Genomic DNA, 22,514 nt, shown 5'->3' with positions numbered 1-22,514 from the left:
TGTTAATTAGCTGTGTATTCGTCGAAACACTGGAACTGGCATGGCTTGAATGATTAGAATGATTATAATAAGTTGTCCCCGAACTTCCCGACGAATGTGAGCTATGTGACCGATGAGAGCTATGCGATCGATGGGAGCTATGTGATCGATGTGCGGCATACACATTCATCGTGTAAAACATACCCAAAATAATAGCCATAGCACCAACTGTAATGATCTTATTTCGTGTAATATTTCCCTCTTCATCTGTCATATAATCACCCAGCGCCTTTTTTAGCGCCGGAAATACTTTTTTATCAACTTCATTCTCACCCTTGTGTCAAGTATTGGATACATTTTTTTCTTTCAGAAATTGCTTTTTTAAGGTCAAGATTTTTGATCGCGCTTGCTTTACACTTATTCATGGTGAAATTTTTGCACCTTGAAACTTAGCATAGCAATCAAGTTCTAAAATTTACTACCTATTTCAACCTGTTCATAAGCTCTAAAATCATATCTACATCTGTAAAAAACAGATTGATTCCTCTTTTCTTCATAGCGATGACTTCCTTCAGCTTTGTCCGAAGTTCTTTATCCAATTTTTTGTGTACCGTAATCGGATTCCCTTGAATCGTATGCACATGATCCAAATAAACCGCTTTAACCGGAAAGGCATTTTGTATCAAAAACGCATTTTCTTCCCCGGCAAATGTCCCAATTACAATCGTGCTACACTTTCCGTTTCTCTTTATTTTAGAAGCAACAATCTTTTTGTATTTTTCTACTTTCGAGCTAATCGGTATCATCCAAAAAATATCTTTATTCTTTGAATCCTCAATTGCATAGTAATGCGGTCGATAATTTCCATTTTCCTTGTTGCTCATTAGAGAGGAATCTGACACATCAGAAAAGAAACGATCCTTTATATGATAAGAATATCCTTGTTTTACCTCCATACAAACCTCCAAAAAAATCCCTCTATCATTTTGATTAGAGGGATTTACGCACTATATTATTTATACCCCACCCATATAGTAAGTGGCTACATTTACGCACCGAATTATTTATATCCCACACCATCGGCAAGTGGCTAAATTACACCTCATAATTTTATATCCCGTCCTATGAGAAACGGCTAACATTTGCTTGCCTAAATTATAGCATATGATTCGTTTTTTTACAACACCCAAGTTATTAAAATAAGACTGGCACAAAAAGTATTTCCCGAAGTTTGAGGTGAAATTATTACACCTCAAGTCGACCACCTTCCTCAAATTTCCAAACAATCTCTACCTTGTCCTTGTCATAAACATAGATTCTGTCTATCACTTCGTTGATCCAGTCTAAAACAAGTTCTCCTTCTGCTACCGCTTCTCTTAGCTTATCGACATTCATATGATGCCTTAAAGCTGCATTTTCTTGTATCTTATCCTCTATGACCGATATTTCCTGTTTGATATCCCTCGTTCTTTGTGTCAGGGTTTCTCGTTTTGAAATATATTCTTCTTTCTCTATGATACCTTGTTTATGCCTTTCATAACACTGCATTTTGGAAATTTGATTCTTTTGTTGTTCCGCTTCCAGCTTTTTCTTTCGCTCAAGCAGGCTCTCACAAATACTTTCTCTAACTTTTTGCTCAATCATCCTCGTCTGTTCTTTTTCAAGAAAGCTCTCGGTGTAAAGCTGAATTTCCTTTAATACGATTTCTTTCAGTACCGAGGCTTGTATCTTTCCTTTCATGCAGCCACAGTCTTTTGCCTTATACCGATATGGACAATAATATCCGTCACTTTTTCCGGAGTAAACGGTATAGCTCATCTTATGATGGCATTTCCCGCAATAGACTTTATCCTGAAGAATATGAAAATGCTTCCGTTCTCGGCTGATATGTTTTGCATTGCTGCTTAATCGGTTTTGAACTTCCGCAAAATCCTCTTGGGAGATGATGGCTTCGTGCATATTTTCCCGTATAATCCAGTCCTCGCTATCCATCCATTGTCGATGATCTGATCCGACTTCATACACTCTTGTCTTTCCGCCAACGATTGCTCCGGTATAAACTCGTTGGGTTAAGAGATAGCGAACAATCTGTCCTGTCCAAATTCCGCTTCCTCTTTTCAGTCCTATGTGCTTGGCAGGGGTTAAAACTTCTCTCTCGTTAAAATATTTGGCAATCGCAAGCATACTTTCGCCACTTAAATACCTCGTAAACACTTCTTTTACGATCGGTCTTACTTCTTCATCGACATTGAGTTGATGATGGTCTTTTTCGTCTTTTACATATCCATAGGGTGCTTTTGAACCGAAGTAATAGCCTTTCTCTTGTCTGATTTTAACGGAAGAACGAATTTTTTGTGAAATATCCTTGGAATAGTAGTCATAGACAAGATTCTTAAAAGGAATTTCCAAACTGCTGATTCCGTTCTCGTTGTTCTTACTGTCATAATTGTCATTCACAGAAATAAACCGAACTTGCATAAAGGGAAAAATCTGCTCGATATAGGCTCCCGATTCGATATAATCTCTGGCAAAACGAGATAAGTCTTTTACAAGTATGGTCTTTATTTCATTTTTCTTGACCAAAGCGATCATCTTTTGAAATGCGGGGCGATTAAAGTTTGTTCCGGTATAACCATCATCAATGTGTTCCCTGATTTGAACACCTGTAAATTCTTCCCTTGAGCGGATATAGTCCTTTAAGATTTCTCTTTGGGAAGTGATACTGTTGCTTTCGTCTTGCTGATCGCCATCTTCCAGTGAAAGTCTTAGATAAAAATCTACGGTATTCATAGCATCACCTTTTTTACCTTTCTTCCGATTTTTTCGGTAATGACAGGCGTTTCTTCAAAGTTAAATTGGGTTTCTACCGTATGGTCTTTTCCGATGAATATCTTATCTATGATGGCTTTCACAAACTCTTTGTCCCATTTCTTCGTCTTGCCCTTAAAGAGAGCTTTCAGATACTTGTGCTTTTCTTCGAGCCTTCGTTTTTCTTCTTCAAAGATGGCAATTTGCTTTTCTTTTAGGTGTTCCAGTTCTTTTTTCTTCTGATGAAGATGTTCCTTTTCTCTTTCAAAATCTTCCTTTCTCCAATCTCCCAAGACATACTTTTCGTAATACTCACTTTGAAGCCTGCTCAGTCCTGAGATTCTTCTGCCGATTTCTGTCAGTTCTTTTTCCTTTTGCTGCTCCACTTCTCTTTTTTTATCCGCATACCCGTCTAAATATGCCTTATAGCTTTTCTTATTGTTTAAAAGAATGGTATCAAATGCAGCTTTTACGGTATTTTGAAGTGTCACCTCTGTAATTGCTGTTCCGCATTTTTCCGCTTTGTATTCTCCAAATCGATTACAGCTAAAGTAAAATACCGTTCTTTTCCCGCTTAATTGTCGATGAACGCTCATTCTTTTTTGACAAAGGTTGCAGTAAACCATTCCTCGAAAGATAGTATCGTCTTTGGCAGTCGCATTTTCCTTTCTGCTTCTTTTTATCGGAGCTGATTTTTCGGAAATCTTCTCCTGCACCTTTTCAAAGGTATCCATCGAAATAATGGCTTCATGGGCATTTTCGGTTACTGTCCAGTGTTCTTCAGAGAGTCTTTCCCTTGATTTCCCTTCATAAAGATGTTTTTGATTTCTTCCCTGTATTAAAGTTCCAGTATAGGCACGATTTTTAAGCACCTGTAAAATTGTAGTCGGTTGCCATATCTGAATCGGTTCATCCCCATCCGATACAACTTTCCCGAATTTTCGATAATCGGTTGCAATATACACTCTTTTTTCCAAAAGAAGTTTGGATATACCCAGTGTACTCAGTCCTTTCAGATAGGCATCAAAGATTTCTTTAACAATGGGAGCTGTATTTTCATCCGGATACAAGCGTCGGATTCCATCTTCATCTTTTCGTGCCACATATCCATAAGGAGCTGCTCCACAGATGAATCCGCCTTGTTTGATCCTCATCTGATGAGAGCTTGATACTTTCTTTGAAATATCCGTTGCATAGGTTTCATTGACAATATTTTTTAGAATGACTTCCAGTGATTTATTGGGATCGTCCATGTGGAAGGTATCTAAATTGTCATTGACTGCCACAAATCTTACCCCAAGAAACGGGAAGATCTTTTCAATGAAATTGCCAAGTTCCGTATAGTTTCTTCCAAACCTTGATAGGTCTTTTACAACAATGCAGTTGACTTTCCCCATTCGTACTTCATCCATCAAGTTTTCAAAGTCCGGTCGTTCAAAGTCCGTTCCCGTCTTTGCAATATCTTTATAGATTCCTGCTAAACTGAAATCCTCACTTTTTTGAATGAAGCTCTCGCAAAGAGCAATTTGATTTTCAATGGAGTCGCTCGGTTTTTCTTTTTTATCTCTTGAGATTCTTGCATAGATTGCCGTTTGAAAGCTGTTTATATTTTCTTTGCTAAGCATTTCTTCCGACTTTATTCTTCGATTTGCTGTTCTTGCCATCTATACCACCTCCCTGATTTCAGGAGTTTGAAAGGTATAGCTGCTCAACTTATCCAGAATCTCGATCGTTTCGTCATAGTTAAACTGAATTTCTATTTTCTTATCTTCTAAAACATAGATTTTATCAACAAGTCGAACAAGGAGTCCTCTTTCTAAAGTACCGATGTTTTGATACTTTTTGATATCTGCAAGGAAATTCTGATTGCCCAAACTCTTTTTGTAGAGCCTTGCAATTTCCTTACTCTGCTTTTCTAAAATCAGCTCACTTTCTACGATACGATTCGTGTAAAACTCCCTCATATCATAAAATTCTTCTTCCGCAATAATGCCTTCCTTCAAATCTTGATAAAGGGAAGATTTTAAAAGTTCAAATTTTGCCTTGCTTTTCTTGGTGTATTCCTGTCTTTTATCTATTTTTTGAAACAGTTCATAGGATACTTCCATCTCTTTGATTTTCTCTGAAACACTTTCGTATTCCCCAAGATACTGAATATAATGCCGAATCATTTCAAGCACTGTCCTTTGCAATTCTTCCTGCTTTATGGAGTGCCTGCTGCAATCTTGCCCCTTATTGTATGAGGAGCAAATATAATAGACGGTCGGTGTTTTCCCTCGTTTATCGACTTTCTTTGTCATCTGTGCGTTACAGTCTTTGCAAAAGAGAAGTCCGGAAAACAAATCCGCTTTTTCTCCGACCGTTTTCGCCTTGATATCGCATTTTAAAAGTTTTTGGACGATTTCAAAGTCATGGGGATCAATAATCGCCTCATGGTTATCTTCAATTTCAATCCAATCGCTTTTGTCTTTGGAAACCACTTTATCCAGCTTATAATTGATCTTTTCTCGTTTTCCCTGTTGAAGTGTTCCAATATAGATCTCATTGATTAAAATGCGATTGACCGCAGGCGTATCCCACTTGGCAACCGCCTTTGTGCTGAAGCCTGTCTTATACCGTATTCCCTTTGTCTTTTTATGCTCCATCGGTGAGGGGATTCCATTATCGTTTAAGTGTTTGGCAATCGAATAGGAGCTGTATCCTTCCAGTTTCATGGAGAAGATTTTTCGCACCACATATTCCACTTCTTTATCAATTACTATTTTGTGCTTATCTTCCTTATCTTTTTCATAACCGTAAGGAGCATAGTTTGATATAAACTGTCCTTGTTTTCTCTTTACTTTACAAACACTTCTGACCTTTGCGGAGGTATCCCTGCAATAGTTGTCGTTGATGAAATTCTTAAAAGGAATCACCAGATTCTTTTCCGTTTCACTGGCTGTGAAACTGTCATAATTGTCATTTAAGGCAATGAACCTGATGTCAAGAGAGGGGAACACTCTTTGCAAATATCTTCCGCTGTCAATATAATCTCTGCCGAAACGGGATAAGTCTTTTACAACAATGCAGTTGATACTGCCTGTAATCACATCCTCCATCATTTCTTTAAATGCCGGTCGCTCAAAATTGATTCCTGAATATCCGTCATCTACATATTCCTTTGCAAGCTCCATCTCCTCGTTTTTATCAATGTAATCTTGGATTTGAAGTCTTTGATTGGAAATACTGTTGCTTTCCGCCTTGAAATCTTTATCGTATTTTTCGTCATCCTGAGATAGTCGAAGATACATGGCTACCCGATAGGTATCCGAAATTCTTTTAGACATAACAAAACCTCCAAACTTTCATATTCTTTTTCAAGAGAAATATGATAACTTGGAGTCTTTTCAAGCACTTATTTAAGTTGTATCCCTATTTGATTCGTATTATACCATAAATTCGTAAAAAAGTCTGCCCCTTTTATCATATTTTTAATCAAGCAGCATCGCTTTCTTTTCTAAATAGGACAAAAAGCAATCCGCTAAACTTCTTCCGTTTCCTGCATAACTGCATTTGACGATAACATTTCCGACTTTCATAAAGTACATGGAAAGCGGATCCATTTTTTTCTTGTTCTTTATATCTTCAATGTCCGGAACGAGTCTTTGATCAATCTCATTCACTGACATATTTTTATATCTTGTTAATTCTTCTGTGTCCATAAAAAAGCTCCTTCCACCGTTATTTTCTTTCTTTAAGTTTTTTGACATTGGTAGGTGTCTTGGCTGACAACATAGGAATCTCACCTCCGCCTCTTATTCCAGACGAGCCGGCATAAACTATTGAAGTATCATTATCACTGCTTATTTCAACGAACAGATTGCCACCTCTGTTTTTTATGTAATCTTATTTGTCGCTCGCTTCCTTGTTTCCTTGATTTTCTCAGTATTCATTGAACCAAAATATTTTTTAGCAGAAAGGTCTTGGCGTAAGTCATAATTCTCCACAAGCAGATAAAGTCCTACCTTGGTCTATTCAGTTGTCAAAGAACAAAATATTTGAAAGGGATTTTTCTTTTTATCTTCCAATTTGCCTTAACCGGCATTCTCTTCTTCAAGAAAGTAAAAGAGGTCAAACTCCCCTTCACTTTATATAAGGAAAATTTGACCCCTTTGGTTACCGAAATTCTAAATTTCTTCGATAAATTTCTTCAGCTTCTCTAAGATTTTGTTTCTTTTCTTAATCAAAGCCGGGTGCGTGATACTTTTTAGCCTTGCTACCGAGCGGACGGTTTCGTCCTGAAAGTACAAACGCTCTATGATGTCCCTTTCTTCTGCATTGAGTCTTGATATGGCATTTCTGACTGCTTCAATCATCATCTGTGTTTCCACAATCTTTTCGACATCAACACTTTCATCAATGATGTTCTCTGCAAAATGTCCATCCTGATCCAAGGACGAAAAAAAGAGCAAGTGGTTTTTTCTGTCCACCTGCTCTAAATACTTTTCATGTTCTCTTTCCCGCCAGTAGACTTTGTATATCTCCTCACTGACTTTTACCTTTTGTCCGTTTACATATAGATAAAATTCTTTTTTCATTTCGAAGTCCTCCGTTTCTTTTGACTGACTGTTTTTCAGACAAAAAAAGGAGGACTTCTGCATCCGGGCATAAGAAGTCCTCTAAAATGAACAAATTTCGTTCTTTTTTGAAATGTATTTAATTGTTTAAGAGAGTATGCGTAATCACAGAGAACTACAAGGATTATAGAAAAAAGGAGTATTTTTATTCCATTTCAATTCTACAAGGAAACTTATACACTTGTTCATCTCCCTTTCCCTCCATTCATTATTGATAAATAGCATCCATACCCTCAGCCTCTTTTGATTATTTTCGCTTTTATATCAAATGTCTTTATCTTTATGCTTTGTCTTTCCCCATTTTATTAAGTTCACTAAGCATCATAAGTATTCCAACAGTAATCATAATGAAATCTACCAGTGGTTGTGTGAACCATACTGCTTTTATTCCAAATACCATTGGCAAAAAGATCATTGCAGGAACAAATAAGAATAACTGTCTAAGCATAACAATAGTTCCGGCTTTCTTTCCGTTTCCGATTGATTGGAAGAATGTAATCGTCATAACCATCACGCCGTACAAGATAAATACAGAATAGAACAATCTGAAGTTTCCTACTCCCTGTGCAATAATGCTTGCCTCTACACCGAACAAGGAAAGGATCTGACTTGAAAACAGTAAAGATGGAAGCCAAAAGATTGCTGCAAGGATAAGTCCTCCAATAGAAAACACCTTCATACCTTGTCTTACTCTGTCAAACTGTTTTGCTCCGAAGTTTGTACCAACCACAGGTTGCAGCCCCTGACTCATTCCCCAAAGCGGAATAAAGGAAAAGGCATATACACGAAGCGATGCCGCCATCAAAATTCCGTTCGTATCTCCACCATATTTAAATGCCATTTTATAAAGCATTGTTTGTTGTATCATAAATAAGAGCTGCATCATCATAGCGGATGAACCGACAGAAAACATTTCTTTTTTAATTTCCGCATCAGATTGTATCTTATGAATTTTAACGACCTTACTCTTTTTCAAGAAATAATGTAGTGTTACAGCAGCTTGAACAAATTGGGCTGTGATCGTTGCAAGTGCAGCACCTTCAATAGCATTTTCTCCCATAACGGTCATTAGTATCGGATCAAGTATGATATTAAGCAAAGCACCAAAACCCATAATCAGCATGGCTTTTTTCATCAGTCCTTCGCCACGCATCACCATATTGGCTGACTGTGTAAAGTTCACAAATAGAGAACCTATAAAAATCACTCTAAGGTATCTGATACCATAGGCTTTAATTTCACCTGTTGCACCGACCATATCTAAAAAATGCGGTGCGAGGAGGATTCCTCCGACTGTGATGATAGCAGAGAACAAAATCACCCAAAAGATTAAGTTACCCATAATTTTATCTACAGTTTTCTGATCTCCTTTTCCAATTGCTCTTGATAGGACAGAAGCTGAGCCTACACCGAGTAGAGTTGAAATCCCGCTGTTAAAAAAGGTGAGCGGCATTGCAACACCACAAGCGGTCATTGCTGTTTGTCCTATAATTTTTCCGGCAAATATTCCGTCCATCAAGGGATATAGACCGATGACTATCATTCCTATAACTGCCGGAACAGATAGCTGAAAGAGTAAGTCTATCGGTCTTTTGGTTAGTAGTTGTTCTTTCATATCCTGTTTCAAGTACTTACCTCCATTTATTACAAATATATTCTTACAGTATTTTTACGCCATTATTTTTATTTTGTAGTTCTACCATATTCTTATAAATCCCATTTAAAGCAATTAGCTCATTATGCGTTCCTTGTTCTGCAATATTCCCTTCCTTGATTACAACAATATTGTCGGCATCCCTAATCGTATTTAATCTGTGAGCAATAACTAATAAGGTTTTATTCTTTACTAATTCACTAATTGCTTCCTGTATATAGCTTTCATTGTCCACATCAACACTTGCTGTTGCCTCGTCAAGAATTACAATAGGAGCATCTTTTAACATGCAACGGGCAATAGAAATTCTTTGTTTTTCACCACCGGATAAAGTTGCTCCTCCCTCTCCAATCATTGTGTCAAATCCATCAGGAAGTGCCATAATAAAATCATAGCATCTTGCTTTCTTGGCTGCTTCTATAACTTCTTCTTTCGTTGCATTTTCTTTCCCCATGGCAATATTGTTAAAAATCGTATCTTGAAATAAATAAACTCTCTGGAAAACCATACTGATTTCCGACATCAATTCAGATAGTGAAACATCCTTTATATTCACTCCTCTAATCAAAATTTCACCGGAGTTTACATCCCAAAATCTTGTCAAAAGATTTGCTACTGTGGATTTACCTCCCCCGGACTGTCCAACTAAAGCCGTCATTGTATTCTTATTCATTTTGAAACTCATATCATGCAAGACCTCTTTTTCACCATAAGAAAATTTAACATGATTAAAACAAATTTCAGGTTCTGAGGTATCAGATTTTGAAATATGTTTTTTGCCCACATCTTGCAGTTCAGTTTCATTTAACACTTCTTCAATACGATCCAATGCAGCGTTCATTACAGTAAGCCTTGTCGCTTCACCATAAAGTGTTTTTAAAGGGCTGAATAAGTCAAACACAAACAAAATAAGCCCCAACATATATGGAAGTCCCAAAGTTCCTTGATGATTAAGATATAAAGCCACTGCTAAAATAAATGTAATCCCAATTCCATAAATAATATTTAAACCGGTTGTCCATGGTGTTATTTTATTTTCAAATTTTATAGATGTGTCCTTTGAGGATATAAAATTATCTGTAAGAGATTTAGAATTTTCGCCTAAAAGGTTGTAACTTTTAATAACACTGATCCCCTCAGCAAATGACAAAACTGCATCGGTGAGTTTTTCACCTTGTTCTTGTCTAATAACCGCTTCAGATAAAGACATTTTATTCATGCTATTTGCAAGTAATGTTGCAACCAGTGTTACACACACCGCAATCAGTCCAATTCTGTAATCTAAAACAAACATGAATACTGTTAGTACAAGTGTTGATAATACATAGCTCATCATATTGGCAATCGTACTCATGGAAACTTCTTCAATAAAAGCCATGTCCGAACTTAAAACAGAATTTATTTTTCCTAAATTACCTGCTGTAAAATATCCCATCGGAAGCTTTCTAAGATGATTCCCAAGCTCCATTCTTTTATCAGCAAAAATCATAAAGCCGGCTGCACTTTGTAATTTATCGCTTAAGAAATGAACCACAGCTTGTAATAAAACCACTAAAACAAGTCCTATTCCTACATATAGAAAAGTTTGGGACGTATTCCTTTTTTCATAAAATCCAATCAAAACGGTAAATGCAATAAATATCGGCATTTTACTTAATATAGATTCAACAAAGGCAAATATAAATGCAGACTTTATTCTGTTTTTGTATTTACCTGATAAATTTAAAATTCTTGAAATTAGTCTAAACATTCATTTCACCTTCCTTTCTGCTGATTTTCCAATCTTTACTAAATAGTGTCGCATCCCATAATTTGCGATATTCTGCTGAAGATTCTAATAAGTTTTTATGCTTTCCATTTGCAACTAAATGACCATGATCCATAACTAATATCTGATCTGCATCTACAATAGATGGTAACTTGTGTGCAATAACAATTAAGGTTTTCCCTTTTACAAGTTCACGAATAGCTGCTTCCATTTTTTCTTCATTTTCAGGATCTGCATAGGCTGTTGCCTCATCAAGTACAACAATCGGAGCATTCTTCAAAATAGCTCTCGCTAACGATATTCTTTGTCTTTCTCCACCTGAAAGCATTTTTCCTGCTTCCCCTGCTAAAGAATAAATACCATCCGGAAGTCTATTTAAGAATTCCATACACTGAGCTTTTTTAGCTGCTTCAATAACCTCATCATCGCTTGCAGCTAAATTACCAATACGAATATTCTCTAAAAGCGAAGTATTAAATAAATATTGGTCTTGTGCTACATAAGAAATTTGCTTATTGAGAGATTCCAATCTTATATCTCGTAAGTCTTGTCCTCCAATACTTATGCTTCCATCTAAAACATCATAGTAGTGAATTAAAAGTTTAGCTAAAGTACTTTTTCCTGAACCTGATTCACCGACAATCGCTGTCTTTTCACCAACTCTTGCCGTAAAACTTACATTATGAATAACATTCTTAATATAGGTTTCGGGCTGTCCATTTTCTCCCATCTTGTTTAGCTGATAGCCAAAGGTAACATTATCATATAAAATAGTCTGTCCTGTTCCCTTAAAATCATTTTCTCCCTGCTTTAAAGGAGCCATATTTAAGGCTTGTTCTAAAGCAGAAATCTTATAATTTAATTGTGGCATAGTTGGTAAAAATCCAAGAGCTTTCAAGAGTGGCAATCCTATACTTAAAGAAAGACATAACACTAATATTAAGTTAGAAAGACTTGCATAGCCCATATACACAAAATAACCACCAAGAGGCAATGTTAAAATAATCGTGCATGGAAGTAAGGCACTATATAACGCCATCCATGGCCATGCCGTCTTATACCAAGCGAGTGCATAATCTCTGTAATTACTTATATCTTTAGAAAGGCGTTCATAAGACTCTGTTTGCTTATTAAATACTTTTACAACTTCCATACCGTTTACATACTCAATAATGGTATTGTTCATTTTTCCACTTGCCATATAATATGGTCCCATTTGCTTCATACCTACAGAGTACATAATCATCATTGCAAGAATGCTAATCGGAATAGAAGCTAATGACATTAACGCTAATCTCCAGTCAATAAAAAACATTGAAATATAAACCATAATAGGTACAATTAGGTTCGCTATTCCTTCAGGAAGTGAATGAGCTAAAAGCACTTCTAAACTGCCAATATCATCCACGAACATTTTTTTGATTGTACCAGTCCCTTTTTCTTCAACAACACCCAATGGCAGATCTTCCATTTTTTTCTGTAAGGATGTTCGAAGTCCAAGTAGCGTGTTGTATGCTGCTTTATGGGATACATTAAGACCTAAACCTCCTAAGACAGCTTGCAACACTAAACAAACTAAAATACTGATCAATAAAATAGCAAGTCTTTCAAATTCTAATTGCTCACCTAAAATAAGTGGATTGATAATCTGATATGCAAATAGAAAGGGTAGCACACCCATAATTACACTAATAAGCATAATAAAACTTGCTAAGTGAATTGATTTTTTATGCGAACCTGCATATTCAAAAACCTTATTTAACATAGTTTTTCTCCTTCAATAAATTTCCTTTTTTATCCATAAAATCCATGATTAACGCTTCATTTCCCTTTACAGATATTTTTTTATAATCCTTATCACCGAGCATTAAGACGGAATGACAGGTTTTAAATAACAACTCTAAGTCATGAGTAATTATTATAATTGGAATCTCCTTTGCTTTTTCTGTCATTAAATCGGACATAATTTTCATACTTTTATAATCAAGACCTGATGTTGGTTCATCCAAAATTATCAGTTTACGACCAGATAAAAACGAAGTAATAATCGCCAATCGTTGTTTTTGTCCACCGGATAATTTCTGTGGATGATTGGTTTTTTTATGCCACAGATCTGTATCTTTTAGATATTCTCGTATTTTTTCTAAATCACTTTCCGAGTTTTTATCTTTACAAAATATCAATTCATTTTCTACTGTGTCTAAAAAAATCTGAGCATCTACATCTTGTAACACGCAATATGAATTTTTAAGCCTTTCTCTTTGTTTCTGTCCATAGCTGACATCTAAATATTTTTCAGATAATCCACATAATGCTTTTGCTAAGGTACTTTTTCCAATACCATTAGAACCAATCACTCCCATTATTTCACTCTTTCCAAGCTCAAATGTTAATTCTTCTATCAAAGTTCTTTTACCTTGATGAATGCAGGCTTTATTTACTTTGATATAACTTTTAGCAACAATAAGTTCTTTTTCTGATATCAATTCTCTTTCATTAAGTGTTCTTAACTCAAGTTCCTTACACTTATCATTACTAAGACTCCCATTCGGAAAAATATCACATATTGTACCGTCTTTTATATAAATCAATCTGCTAAAAATCTCTTTTAAATAATAGAGCCTATGTTCTGCTATAATTATTGTCTTTCCCATCGCCTTCAATCTTAAAAGTATTTCACTGAAGTGTTTTATACTATCGTAATCAAGACTGCTTGATGGCTCATCAAAAAAAATAATATCCGTATCATAGATAAGAGTTCCGGCTATAGCTACCTTTTGCCTTTCTCCTCCTGATAATTCAAAAATGGATTTTTTGCTAATATGGCTTATTCCTAACAAGTCCATTGCTTTTTCAACTTTTTCTTTTAATGTATCCCTGTCTAAGCCCAAATTTTCACCCACTAAAGCAATTTCATCTTCAACTACATCACAAAAAAATTGATCTTTAGGATTTTGAAATACATTGCCAATATATTTAGCTAACTCTCCCTTTTTATATGCCGTTATATCTTTCCCTAAAATCTTGATTTCTCCGTCCAAATCACCATCATAAAAGTATGGAATAAGCCCGTTTAGTAATCTTAAAAGTGTCGTTTTTCCGCATCCGGAAAGACCTGTTAAGACTACAATTTCGCCTTTTTTTACAGACATTTTTAAATTTTTTAATATCAAATCCTCTCCATAATGAAATGATTTGATTTCTGCCTCTAAAATATTTTCCATAAACTCGCCCCCAACAAAATCATCCCTCCGACTATCATTGAGATATCAATAAATGTAATTTTCACCTCATGAAAACTGGTTTTTTTTCCATCGTATTCAATTCCTTTTGATATAATTGAACAAGTTAAGGTGTCGCTTATGTCTATGCACTTATACATAAGAGGAACAAAATATAATTCAAATGTTCTAATTGGTTTGAAAATGCTTGCTTTAAATCCTCTAATTTTCATGCCGTTGTTTATTTCCTTCATCCTAATAGAGATTTCCGGAATAAAACGAAAAAATACTGTGATTCCTATACCTATTCCACCATCAACTCCAATTTTTCTAAATGCAGCAATTAGATGCGAAGAGCTATATGAAGACAGAACTCTTCCCAAGATGAAAAGTGGAGCAAATTTCAACACTATAAGTAGCATTGTATATATAGAGCCAATCAAAACATTTCCTAAATGAGGTTTCAGTAAATAAATAAGCCCCCATACTATAAGCAATGAACATATCGTCCTAAATGCTTTTTTAATTGAAAATAAGGATAACAGTCCTAAAACAAAAATAAGTGAAAATAAATATTGCGATTGTTCTCCTACTGTTAAAATAACTGAAAATAGTAAAATCAACCCAACTATAGTAAGCGGGTTGATTTTGTCTGATAGTTGGTGTTGATTTATATTCTTTTTATCATTTTTACAAAACACTTTTTTTCTTCCTATCGCTAAAAAATTTATTGTAAATATATGTTCCAAAATAAGCACCTATAAATGAAGCCACAATTGCAATCAATAAACAAATCAAGATATTTTTAGGTGTGTAAAAATTGTAAAGGAATGTTGCGTAATCGGCTGTAAACATCTTTGGAAATTGCTTTGTAAGTCCTTCGACACCAAATACAAAAGCAAAATACATAGCATGTAAGGAATAGATAAACATACCTGTTCCAAAAGCAATCCCAACTTTCATATTTTTGTTTGTATAGTTCTCTTTTTTACCAATTACAAATTCCGCCAAAATTCCTGCAACAGCACAAACAACAATTACCGGCCACATTCCCATAAGAGCATAGAATACACCCAGCAACAGAAAGTATGAAAAAGCAGTTCCTCTCTGTCCAACCTGCTTGCACATAATTACAAAAATAGGTGCAACAATAATTGTTGGCAATGCAGATGACAAATACAAACTTGGAATCATACCAAATGATCCTGTCAAAAATCCCAATCCCATCGTCAAAACAAATCCAATAACAGAGAATACTGCTATTTTTACAATACCTTTTAAATTCATGATACTTCCTCCTTAGTTTTTTATTTAATATTCTTCTGTTTATCCACCAGAAATAATATTCTTATTTTATTTTTGAAAGAAAAAATATAGTCTTATTGAACTCTAAAAATAACTTAGTTATTTTTAGAGTAAAAATTTTTTTTATAATCCTCGTATTTTCCCCCATCCTTCATTAAAAAAGTTTGAAATTAGAATTGCGTTTTGTCTTACTTCTTCTTTATCTTCAGAATGTACAGCAATCTCAGACAAGGCATAAAAATACGCATGATTAAGCAAATGAATACCTCTGTTGGTTATTCTGTCATTAACATGATTTGCACCATAAATCATACTTAATATTTTAAAATGATTTTTATCTTCAATTTCTATAAGTTCATCTAAAAAACTGCTATATTTAGTTCCATAAGATCCAAACACTAAAAGTTCAAACACATCTTTGTTTTCAAAAAAATGCAAAACTGTATCAATCGTGCCCTGTGCTTTTGACTCCAAAATCTTTTGAATAGTTTCTTTTCCTATTCTTTTTTCCTTTTTATAAGCATCAAAGCTCTTATTCTCATACATAGCATAATATCTTTTAATTTCAGCTATAAGAGGTTCTACTAATTCTGCAAAAAGACTTTCTTTATCCTCAAAATGACCATAAAAAGCACCAGTCGTAACCCCCGCTTCTTTGCATATAGCTCTTAAATTTGCTTTTTCAAATCCTTGCTCTTTAAAAATCTTCTTGCCACTCTCCAATATCTTTTTATGAGTTAAATCATAATCTCCATTTGCCACCTTGTTTCAACCTCCTTTCTTCAAAAATAACTTTGTTATATTATAACACTTGTTATATTTAATTTCAAGTAAAAATAATTATTTTTTCATTTTCTAAAAGAATAACAATAAATGTGGCAACACATCTTTTTCCATGTTATAATAAGTTATTAAATCTAATTTATGCTTAACGCTGTTCATATACTAATAGTATAAGAGCAAGCACAGTAAGTGTACGGACACTTACGGAAAAATTGATGAAGCAGCCCTTCGGGATCTGCTTCTTTTTTTATCAATTTTTAGCTTGTTAGGGAGACCCTAAGACCCCGAAAATCATACAAAGGAGGAAATACCTATGGCAAATAGGATACGAAATGAACGACTTGAAATTAAATTGACCAAAGAAGAAAAGGCTCTTTTTGAGGAGAAAAGAAAGCTTGCAAAGTGCAGAAATATGAGCCATTTTATCCGCAAATGCGTTTTAGAAAAGGAGATTTATCAGGTAGATTTAGAGCCTTTTCGGAATTTACAAGGCTTGCTTAGAGGTGCTACAAATAATATCAATCAGATTGCAAAGAGAGTAAATCAGACAGGTATCATCTATAAAGATGACATCCAAGATATGAAGAAAGAGATTGAATATTTTTCTAAAGAGTTGTGGCAAATTCACTCCCTGCTTCTGAAAAGAACTTCTGAAACGGAAGGGGAATGACAATGGCGATTACAAAAATACACCCTATAAAATCAACCCTTCATCTCGCCATCTCATATATTGTTAATGGAGATAAAACGGACGAGCAGCTTTTAGTCAGTACACATAAGTGCCACGAATCTTCCGCTCATACTCAGTTTTTACGAACAAGAGAGGAGGCGGGAACTAAGGGAATTGTCCTTGCAAGACATCTGATTCAATCATTTTTACCGGGAGAAACAAGCCCTGAAATGGCACATCAAATCGGTCTTGAGTTATGTAAAAAGATCCTCAAAGATGACTATGAGTTTGTGTTATCGACGCACATAGATAAAGGGCATATCCATAATCATATCATCTTCAACAATGTGAATATGGTTACCGGTAAATGCTATCAGTCAAACAAAAAAAGCTACCATAAAATTCGTTATCAGAGTGATAAGCTATGCAAAGAAAACAACCTTTCCGTCATTGATGAACACTACGAAAGCTACAAGAAAAAATACAAGACGAGCGGAAAGTCTTGGTATGAAAATGAGCAGGCAAAGAAAGGTACTTCTTGGAAAAGCAGACTTCAATTTGATATTGATCGCATGATAAAACAGTCAAAGGATTGGGATGAATTTCTAAAGAAAATGACCGAGCTTGGTTATGAAATTAAGTACGGTAAGCATATCGCTTTTAAGCCGAAAGATAAGCCGAGATTTACAAGATCGAAGACGATTGGCGAAGATTATACGGAAGAACGGTTAAAAGAACGCATAGCGGAAAGGGAAACGATTAAGACTCCTCCTGTTAAAAAACGCATTGGAAATATCATTGATATGAAGACCAATGCCAAGGTCAAAGAGAGCAAAGGTTATGAATACTGGGCAACGAAACATAATCTGAATACGATGGCGGAATCCGTTATTTTCATCAGAGAACATGGGATTAAATCCGTTCAGCAGCTTGACGAATACATTCAAAAAACCGCTGATGAAAGACAACATCTGCAAGATAAAATCAAATCCATTGATAAGGAAATGGAACAGTTATCCGCTACGATGGAGCAAGTCCATACCGTTAAAAAATATCGAGGATACTACAAAGAATATCGCTCTAATCCATCTGATAAGGCATTCTTTGAAGAATACAAAACTCAGATTACCCTCTATGAAAATGCTCTTTCCGAGCTTAAAAAGTCTTATTCCAAACTTCCAAATTCAAAAGATATTTTAGAAAGACTTGATAATCTGCAAGAAAAAAAGAATACCCTGATGAAAGAGTATTCTTCCTCAAAATCCACAATGGACGAACTTTACAAGATACGCAAAAACTATGGAATTTACATGGGTAAGGAGATGGAGAGATAGTGTTCTCTCCTCTTTTTATTGTTCCCAAAACTTATCTTCTTCCTCTTGTTTTTCTGCAAAAGTCCAAACTTCCTGTATCTTGCCATTCTCTATTCTGAATAGGTCAATCCCCGGATCATTTAGTTTTTCTTCTCCTCTTTCCGCTAAAGAAACAACACTGGCAGCCACAAAACAGTCATTGCTTGCAGCCCAATTTGTTATCACCCTAAATGTTCCGTTACTTCTTTTTGAAAATTCTCCCAAACGCTCTCCTAATGCCTGTTTTCCCACTATCACACCGGAAAGTGAACTCTCTCCTCCCATATGCCATACAATATTGTCCGACATCGTTTCAAAAACCGCTCCAAAATCTCCTTTTGATAATGCTTCTGTGTAAGCATGAAACACTTTCATAACTTCATTTTTCATAGCTGATCTCCTTTCATTTTTTGAGAAATGATTTTCTCTTACTATCATTATACTTTTTAAGTCTTGATTTTAGAAGTACGAACATTTATAATACATAGTATCTAATACGATACTATTAGTTTTCTAAGGAGGTTACAATGTCAAATGTTTATGATAAGTGTCCCTATGTTACGACTCAAAAAGTTTTACAAGGAAAATGGGCAATTGTAGTTTTATATCATCTAAGTACAGGCACGAAAAGGTTTAGTGAACTTGAACGGTTAATTCCTGATGTTACTCGAACTGTTTTAACAAGACAGCTTCGTCAATTAGAACAAGACAAACTAATCATTAGAAAAGTTTTTCCGGAAGTTCCTCCCCATGTTGAATATTCTTTGAGTACATTAGGCACTAAATTTCAAAGAGTGTTAGATGAGATAGAAATCTTTGGATTGGATTATATTGCCGAGCTTAATAAAACACATCGAACTTAATTGTGAGCTAAAATCCATAAAAAAAGAGCCGGTGCAGTCCGAAGACCACACCGACCATCATCTTATCTTTCTGTTTCTTTTGGCTTTTCTTTACTCTCTTTAGGCTTTTGCTTATCTTCCGCCTGATATTCTTTAATCGCACCAAGTATGGATTTTTTACCGTTTTCTTGACCTTTTTCAGAATTGAGCAAGGTATTTAACTTAGCATTCATTTTTTCAATATCTGCTCTAATCTGTCCTGATTGCTCCCAAGAATCAGCATAAAATAAGTCTTTTTCTCTTTCTTCTATCTCGCTTTTTAGTTTAGCAATCTCTTGACTCTTATCCTGTCCTTTCATCTGTTCTTTTGCCTTTAAGAGCTTTGAAGAAAGTATCCTGATGTTAGTGTGTTCCTTGCCGTTATCATCAATAGAAGTTCTGATTTGACCAAAGAGTTTCACAAAATCTCCCTGTTTAAAGTCCTTTGGAATATCACTCTTTTCTCCATAAGCGGAGCAATTATGATAGACCTTGTTTCCTGCATCATCTTTGGACACAACAGAGAAATTTGCCACCTTAAAGGCTTCTCCATTCTTGTTTTCTCTTTCAATAAGTTCGACCTTGCCTACAATATTCCCGACGATATTTATAAGATTATCTTTCTCCTGCTGAACATAGGGAAGGTCTTTTATCTGCCCCTGTTCTCTTAAATCTTCAATCATATAGTCGAAATCTTCATGAAGCAGATTGATGGTATCATTTGCCATATAAGCATCATAAAGCTTATCTAATGCACTCTCATCGTTAATGCCTTTTTCCATACTGATAACCGCCTTCACAAAATCTTTGTGGTTATCCTTTGCCATATCTTCAATCCTATCCCTTATTGTTTTGTAATCCATGTTTTTATATCTCCTTTCATGGTAAAAGGGAGCTTATAAGCCCCCTTATCTTGCATATTCCTGTTCTTTTGTAGTTTGTTTATCTTCCGTTTTGCTTTCACTTTGATAAGCTCTGATCTGTCCTAAAATAGACGGTTTATCTTCCGTTCTTTGAGAAGTTTCCTCTTTCGTATGAAGATTATCTTCCACATCATAGGTTGATTCAAAGTAATCACTGTCCCTGAAATCATTGTCATATCTGTCGATGATACCGTCATTATCGAGGTCTTTTGCAAGCGGATCATAGAAGTTTCCTTCATCATCAATCTCAAGTCCCGTTGCTGCTCTTAAATCTTCGGAATCCACATAGACCAAATCTTCAAAAGAGGATAGCTCAATCTCATTTTTCATATTCCTTAGAGCTTCATTTTCTCCCTTGTTTTCATAATCAAAGCTCTCTGTTTTTACCACCGTATCATCAATATACTGCGTCCATGTTTTGGCTTCTAAATTCAGTTCGTACTGAATCCCATGTCTTTCATCAGGAGTATTAGTATAGGCGAGCCCGATATGCTTTAAATCAGGATACAGCGTGTCAAACTCATCATAGCTGTGGTTTTCTTCATACTCTCTGTTGCAGAAGTTAATAATCGCTCTTTTTACATCTTCTACAAGGGGATTATCATTTCTCTTTTCTTCCACTTCTCCCATATCAAGCAGTTTATTCAGTTCCGCAAGTCTTAATACCTTGGTTTTCAGCTCATCAGCCTTTTCAAACGGCTTTTTAAGTTCTTCTTTAGCATTTTCAAGCTGTTCTTTGGTACTGATGAGCTTTTCCTCTAATCTTTTCAGTTTTTCGGGCATTTTCTCAAGAGCGTTATCCAGTCTTGTAATATTACCATCCGCACTTGTACCAAGCTCTCCTGAATGCTTTGCAGCACCGTTTAAGCTGAAATTATGCTCATTGGTAAAGAAGTTATAGCTGACCTCTAAATCCATATTTCTATACTTGCCTATCATCTTACTTTCATTGATTTTTATAGTCTTGATAGCTTCAAGTAGCTTCTCGCCTGCAACCTTTTTATCAAATATTTTCTCGCCTTTTATGGTTATGGAAGTAAATTTATTTTCGCCTTCTCCTTGTGGTTCTACATCAGCCATATCTTTCTTTACAGCTTCAATGAGTTTTTCCGTTCTTGTGATTTCTTCCGGATAATTTTTAGCAACCTTATCCTCTAATCTGTAACGGTTGGACTTGTAGTTTGCTTCCAGCATTTTAAGTTTTGTAACCTCATTGTCCAAATCCATCTTTTCTTTAATCTTCGGATCACCTGTTGCAAGAGCTTTAATCTCCGCATAGTTAAGGGAATTTTCATCCACATCTTCCGCCACACGAACAGGAGTCTTACTGGTCATAATCTGAGAAATGAATTTCTGTTTGTTTTCTATCGTCTGCCACAAATAGGCATCAAATGTGTTCTCTGTAACATAACGATAGATATTTACTTTCTCATTTTCGTTACCCTGTCTTACAATTCTACCCGCACGCTGTTCAAGGTCCGCAGGACGCCAAGGCACATCCAAATCATGCAGTGCAATCAGTTTATTCTGCACATTCGTGCCTGCTCCCATTTTCTGAGTTGAACCAAGTAATATCCTCACATCTCCCTTACGCACCTTTGCAAAGAGTTCGTCCTTTTGTTTATCGGAATTCGCTTCGTGGATAAATGCTATTTCTTCTTTCGGTATGCCCATTGCTACAAGTTTATCCCTAATATCATCATAAATGTTAAATTCTCCATCTCCTTTTGGCGTGGACATATCGGAAAATAGAAGCTGTGTAGACTTATTTTCTTTGGTCTTATCCCAAATACTAAAGACATTTTTCACGCAAACATTCACCTTGCTGTCAGGATTATCAGGAAGTATGGGATTGATCAGTCTTTGGTCAAGGGCAAGTTTCTTACCATCATTAGTAATATTTAACATATTATCCTCATCAGGTTCTACCACTCTATTTCTAACCTTATCCGCTCTTTCAGATAATCCCTTTAGGATTTCTTTTTGTTCCTCGCTCGGCAAGGTTTTAATTAATTCATAGTGTGCTTCAGGTGTTGGAAGATTTAGCATATCTGCGGTCTGAATGTCAGCGACTTCCTTAAACATGGACATCAATTCAGGTAGGTTATAAAACTTTGAAAATCTTGTTTTCACTCGGTATCCTGTTCCTTCAGGAGCAAGTTCAAAGGCGGACTGAGTTTCCCCGAAGGTACTTGCCCAAGCATCAAAATGCTCCAAGTGATTCTTCTTTAGGTTTTCATACTGAAGATAACGCTGCATGGTGTAAAGCTCCGTCATAGAATTACTTACTGGTGTTCCTGTGGCAAAGACAATACCTTTCCCGTTTGTCATCTCATCCATATATCTGCACTTCATAAACATATCGGAGGACTTAAAGGCTTCCGATTGCCCGATTCCTGCAACATTACGCATTTTTGTATGAAGATACAATGAACACCATCCGTGCCGCCTGCTACGGTCAGCACGGTAGGTGCTGAGCGATAGGTAATCCTTTGAGGTTATCTCCGGATTTTCCCCCGCCTCACACCGGGCATGCACCTTTCAGCGCACCCGG

18 protein-coding genes and 2 pseudogenes are annotated in these 22,514 nt (G+C 35.7%); 3 read left to right on the top strand and 17 right to left on the bottom strand.

The window, feature by feature from the left end:
- Positions 1 to 46: 46 nt before the first annotated feature.
- From hxsA3 to E0E20_RS10655, 14 genes and pseudogenes are all read right to left on the bottom strand, one after another.
- A pseudogene (gene hxsA3 / locus E0E20_RS14795) lies at positions 47 to 274 on the bottom strand (His-Xaa-Ser repeat protein HxsA3); the annotation flags it as partial.
- A 187-nt stretch (positions 275 to 461) separates the two neighbouring features.
- Positions 462 to 935, bottom strand: a complete 474-nt coding sequence (gene cptIN, locus E0E20_RS10715) for a type III toxin-antitoxin system CptIN family toxin (protein ID WP_034819561.1) — start codon at positions 933 to 935, stop codon at positions 462 to 464.
- 289 nt (positions 936 to 1,224) lie between these two features.
- A complete protein-coding gene (locus E0E20_RS10710) occupies positions 1,225 to 2,769 on the bottom strand; it encodes a recombinase family protein (RefSeq protein ID WP_130838197.1) in 1,545 nt (514 codons plus the stop codon).
- A complete protein-coding gene (locus E0E20_RS10705; protein WP_130838196.1) occupies positions 2,766 to 4,451 on the bottom strand; it encodes a recombinase family protein in 1,686 nt (561 codons plus the stop codon). The genes E0E20_RS10710 and E0E20_RS10705 overlap by 4 nt, the downstream gene beginning before the upstream one ends.
- Positions 4,452 to 6,113 (bottom strand): recombinase family protein, encoded by a 1,662-nt coding sequence (locus E0E20_RS10700; protein WP_130838195.1) that lies wholly within the window; start codon positions 6,111 to 6,113, stop codon positions 4,452 to 4,454. It lies immediately after the preceding gene.
- Positions 6,114 to 6,257: 144 nt separating this feature from the next.
- On the bottom strand, positions 6,258 to 6,488 hold the full coding sequence (locus tag E0E20_RS10695; RefSeq protein ID WP_130838194.1) for a DUF6870 family protein: 231 nt from the start codon (positions 6,486 to 6,488) through the stop codon (positions 6,258 to 6,260).
- 465 nt (positions 6,489 to 6,953) lie between these two features.
- Positions 6,954 to 7,364, bottom strand: a complete 411-nt coding sequence (locus E0E20_RS10690; RefSeq protein WP_009643537.1) for a sigma-70 family RNA polymerase sigma factor — start codon at positions 7,362 to 7,364, stop codon at positions 6,954 to 6,956.
- 319 nt (positions 7,365 to 7,683) lie between these two features.
- Positions 7,684 to 9,030 carry an MATE family efflux transporter gene (locus E0E20_RS10685; protein WP_130838193.1) on the bottom strand — a complete coding sequence of 449 codons (1,347 nt, stop codon included), beginning with the start codon at positions 9,028 to 9,030 and terminating at the stop codon, positions 7,684 to 7,686.
- Positions 9,031 to 9,061: 31 nt separating this feature from the next.
- Entirely contained in the window at positions 9,062 to 10,807 is a 1,746-nt protein-coding gene (locus E0E20_RS10680; RefSeq protein WP_130838192.1) for an ABC transporter ATP-binding protein, read from the bottom strand.
- Positions 10,800 to 12,590, bottom strand: coding sequence for an ABC transporter ATP-binding protein (locus tag E0E20_RS10675; RefSeq protein ID WP_130838191.1), 1,791 nt, complete (start codon positions 12,588 to 12,590; stop codon positions 10,800 to 10,802). The genes E0E20_RS10680 and E0E20_RS10675 overlap by 8 nt, the downstream gene beginning before the upstream one ends.
- Positions 12,580 to 14,049 (bottom strand): ABC transporter ATP-binding protein, encoded by a 1,470-nt coding sequence (locus E0E20_RS10670; protein WP_130838190.1) that lies wholly within the window; start codon positions 14,047 to 14,049, stop codon positions 12,580 to 12,582. Before E0E20_RS10670 ends, E0E20_RS10675 begins: the two co-directional genes overlap by 11 nt.
- Positions 14,034 to 14,795: an energy-coupling factor transporter transmembrane component T family protein gene (locus E0E20_RS10665; RefSeq protein WP_442911485.1), complete on the bottom strand. Its 762-nt coding sequence runs from the start codon at positions 14,793 to 14,795 to the stop codon at positions 14,034 to 14,036. Before E0E20_RS10665 ends, E0E20_RS10670 begins: the two co-directional genes overlap by 16 nt.
- A complete protein-coding gene (locus E0E20_RS10660) occupies positions 14,737 to 15,333 on the bottom strand; it encodes an MptD family putative ECF transporter S component (RefSeq protein WP_130838189.1) in 597 nt (198 codons plus the stop codon). Before E0E20_RS10660 ends, E0E20_RS10665 begins: the two co-directional genes overlap by 59 nt.
- A 141-nt stretch (positions 15,334 to 15,474) precedes the next feature.
- On the bottom strand, positions 15,475 to 16,113 hold the full coding sequence (locus E0E20_RS10655) for a TetR/AcrR family transcriptional regulator (RefSeq protein ID WP_009222466.1): 639 nt from the start codon (positions 16,111 to 16,113) through the stop codon (positions 15,475 to 15,477).
- Positions 16,114 to 16,447: 334 nt separating this feature from the next.
- Between E0E20_RS10655 and E0E20_RS10650 the strand changes: the two genes are divergently transcribed.
- Positions 16,448 to 16,804 (top strand): plasmid mobilization protein, encoded by a 357-nt coding sequence (locus tag E0E20_RS10650; RefSeq protein ID WP_130838188.1) that lies wholly within the window; start codon positions 16,448 to 16,450, stop codon positions 16,802 to 16,804.
- 2 nt (positions 16,805 to 16,806) lie between these two features.
- On the top strand, positions 16,807 to 18,138 hold the full coding sequence (locus tag E0E20_RS10645) for a relaxase/mobilization nuclease domain-containing protein (protein WP_130838187.1): 1,332 nt from the start codon (positions 16,807 to 16,809) through the stop codon (positions 18,136 to 18,138).
- 15 nt (positions 18,139 to 18,153) lie between these two features.
- Here the strand turns inward: E0E20_RS10645 and E0E20_RS10640 are convergent, their stop codons facing one another.
- Positions 18,154 to 18,546 carry a nuclear transport factor 2 family protein gene (locus tag E0E20_RS10640; RefSeq protein WP_034819593.1) on the bottom strand — a complete coding sequence of 131 codons (393 nt, stop codon included), beginning with the start codon at positions 18,544 to 18,546 and terminating at the stop codon, positions 18,154 to 18,156.
- Positions 18,547 to 18,683: 137 nt separating this feature from the next.
- Here E0E20_RS10640 and E0E20_RS10635 point away from each other — a divergent pair, with 137 nt between their 5' ends.
- Entirely contained in the window at positions 18,684 to 19,019 is a 336-nt protein-coding gene (locus E0E20_RS10635) for a winged helix-turn-helix transcriptional regulator (protein WP_049493763.1), read from the top strand.
- A gap of 335 nt (positions 19,020 to 19,354) precedes the next feature.
- Here the strand turns inward: E0E20_RS10635 and E0E20_RS10630 are convergent.
- Positions 19,355 to 19,900 (bottom strand): annotated as a pseudogene (locus E0E20_RS10630) (single-stranded DNA-binding protein); the annotation flags it as partial.
- A gap of 45 nt (positions 19,901 to 19,945) precedes the next feature.
- Positions 19,946 to 22,300 carry a helicase-related protein gene (locus E0E20_RS10625; RefSeq protein WP_442911484.1) on the bottom strand — a complete coding sequence of 785 codons (2,355 nt, stop codon included), beginning with the start codon at positions 22,298 to 22,300 and terminating at the stop codon, positions 19,946 to 19,948.
- Positions 22,301 to 22,514: the final 214 nt, after the last annotated feature.

Origin of the sequence: Lachnoclostridium sp. Marseille-P6806, assembly GCF_900625025.1 — a bacterium.
GTDB lineage: Bacteria > Bacillota > Clostridia > Lachnospirales > Lachnospiraceae > CAG-791.
This window is presented reverse-complemented; position numbering and strand designations above follow the sequence as displayed.

Bases quoted from the DNA above. Each gene is read 5' to 3' on its own strand.
- cptIN (WP_034819561.1), bottom strand. From the start codon at position 935: ATGGAGGTAAAACAAGGATATTCTTATCATATAAAGGATCGTTTCTTT.
- E0E20_RS10710 (WP_130838197.1), bottom strand. From the start codon at position 2,769: ATGAATACCGTAGATTTTTATCTAAGACTTTCACTGGAAGATGGCGAT.
- E0E20_RS10705 (WP_130838196.1), bottom strand. From the start codon at position 4,451: ATGGCAAGAACAGCAAATCGAAGAATAAAGTCGGAAGAAATGCTTAGC.
- E0E20_RS10700 (WP_130838195.1), bottom strand. From the start codon at position 6,113: ATGTCTAAAAGAATTTCGGATACCTATCGGGTAGCCATGTATCTTCGA.
- E0E20_RS10695 (WP_130838194.1), bottom strand. From the start codon at position 6,488: ATGGACACAGAAGAATTAACAAGATATAAAAATATGTCAGTGAATGAG.
- E0E20_RS10690 (WP_009643537.1), bottom strand. From the start codon at position 7,364: ATGAAAAAAGAATTTTATCTATATGTAAACGGACAAAAGGTAAAAGTC.
- E0E20_RS10680 (WP_130838192.1), bottom strand. From the start codon at position 10,807: ATGTTTAGACTAATTTCAAGAATTTTAAATTTATCAGGTAAATACAAA.
- E0E20_RS10675 (WP_130838191.1), bottom strand. From the start codon at position 12,590: ATGTTAAATAAGGTTTTTGAATATGCAGGTTCGCATAAAAAATCAATT.
- E0E20_RS10670 (WP_130838190.1), bottom strand. From the start codon at position 14,049: ATGGAAAATATTTTAGAGGCAGAAATCAAATCATTTCATTATGGAGAG.
- E0E20_RS10660 (WP_130838189.1), bottom strand. From the start codon at position 15,333: ATGAATTTAAAAGGTATTGTAAAAATAGCAGTATTCTCTGTTATTGGA.
- E0E20_RS10650 (WP_130838188.1), top strand. From the start codon at position 16,448: ATGGCAAATAGGATACGAAATGAACGACTTGAAATTAAATTGACCAAA.
- E0E20_RS10645 (WP_130838187.1), top strand. From the start codon at position 16,807: ATGGCGATTACAAAAATACACCCTATAAAATCAACCCTTCATCTCGCC.
- E0E20_RS10640 (WP_034819593.1), bottom strand. From the start codon at position 18,546: ATGAAAAATGAAGTTATGAAAGTGTTTCATGCTTACACAGAAGCATTA.
- E0E20_RS10635 (WP_049493763.1), top strand. From the start codon at position 18,684: ATGTCAAATGTTTATGATAAGTGTCCCTATGTTACGACTCAAAAAGTT.
- E0E20_RS10625 (WP_442911484.1), bottom strand. From the start codon at position 22,300: ATGGATGAGATGACAAACGGGAAAGGTATTGTCTTTGCCACAGGAACA.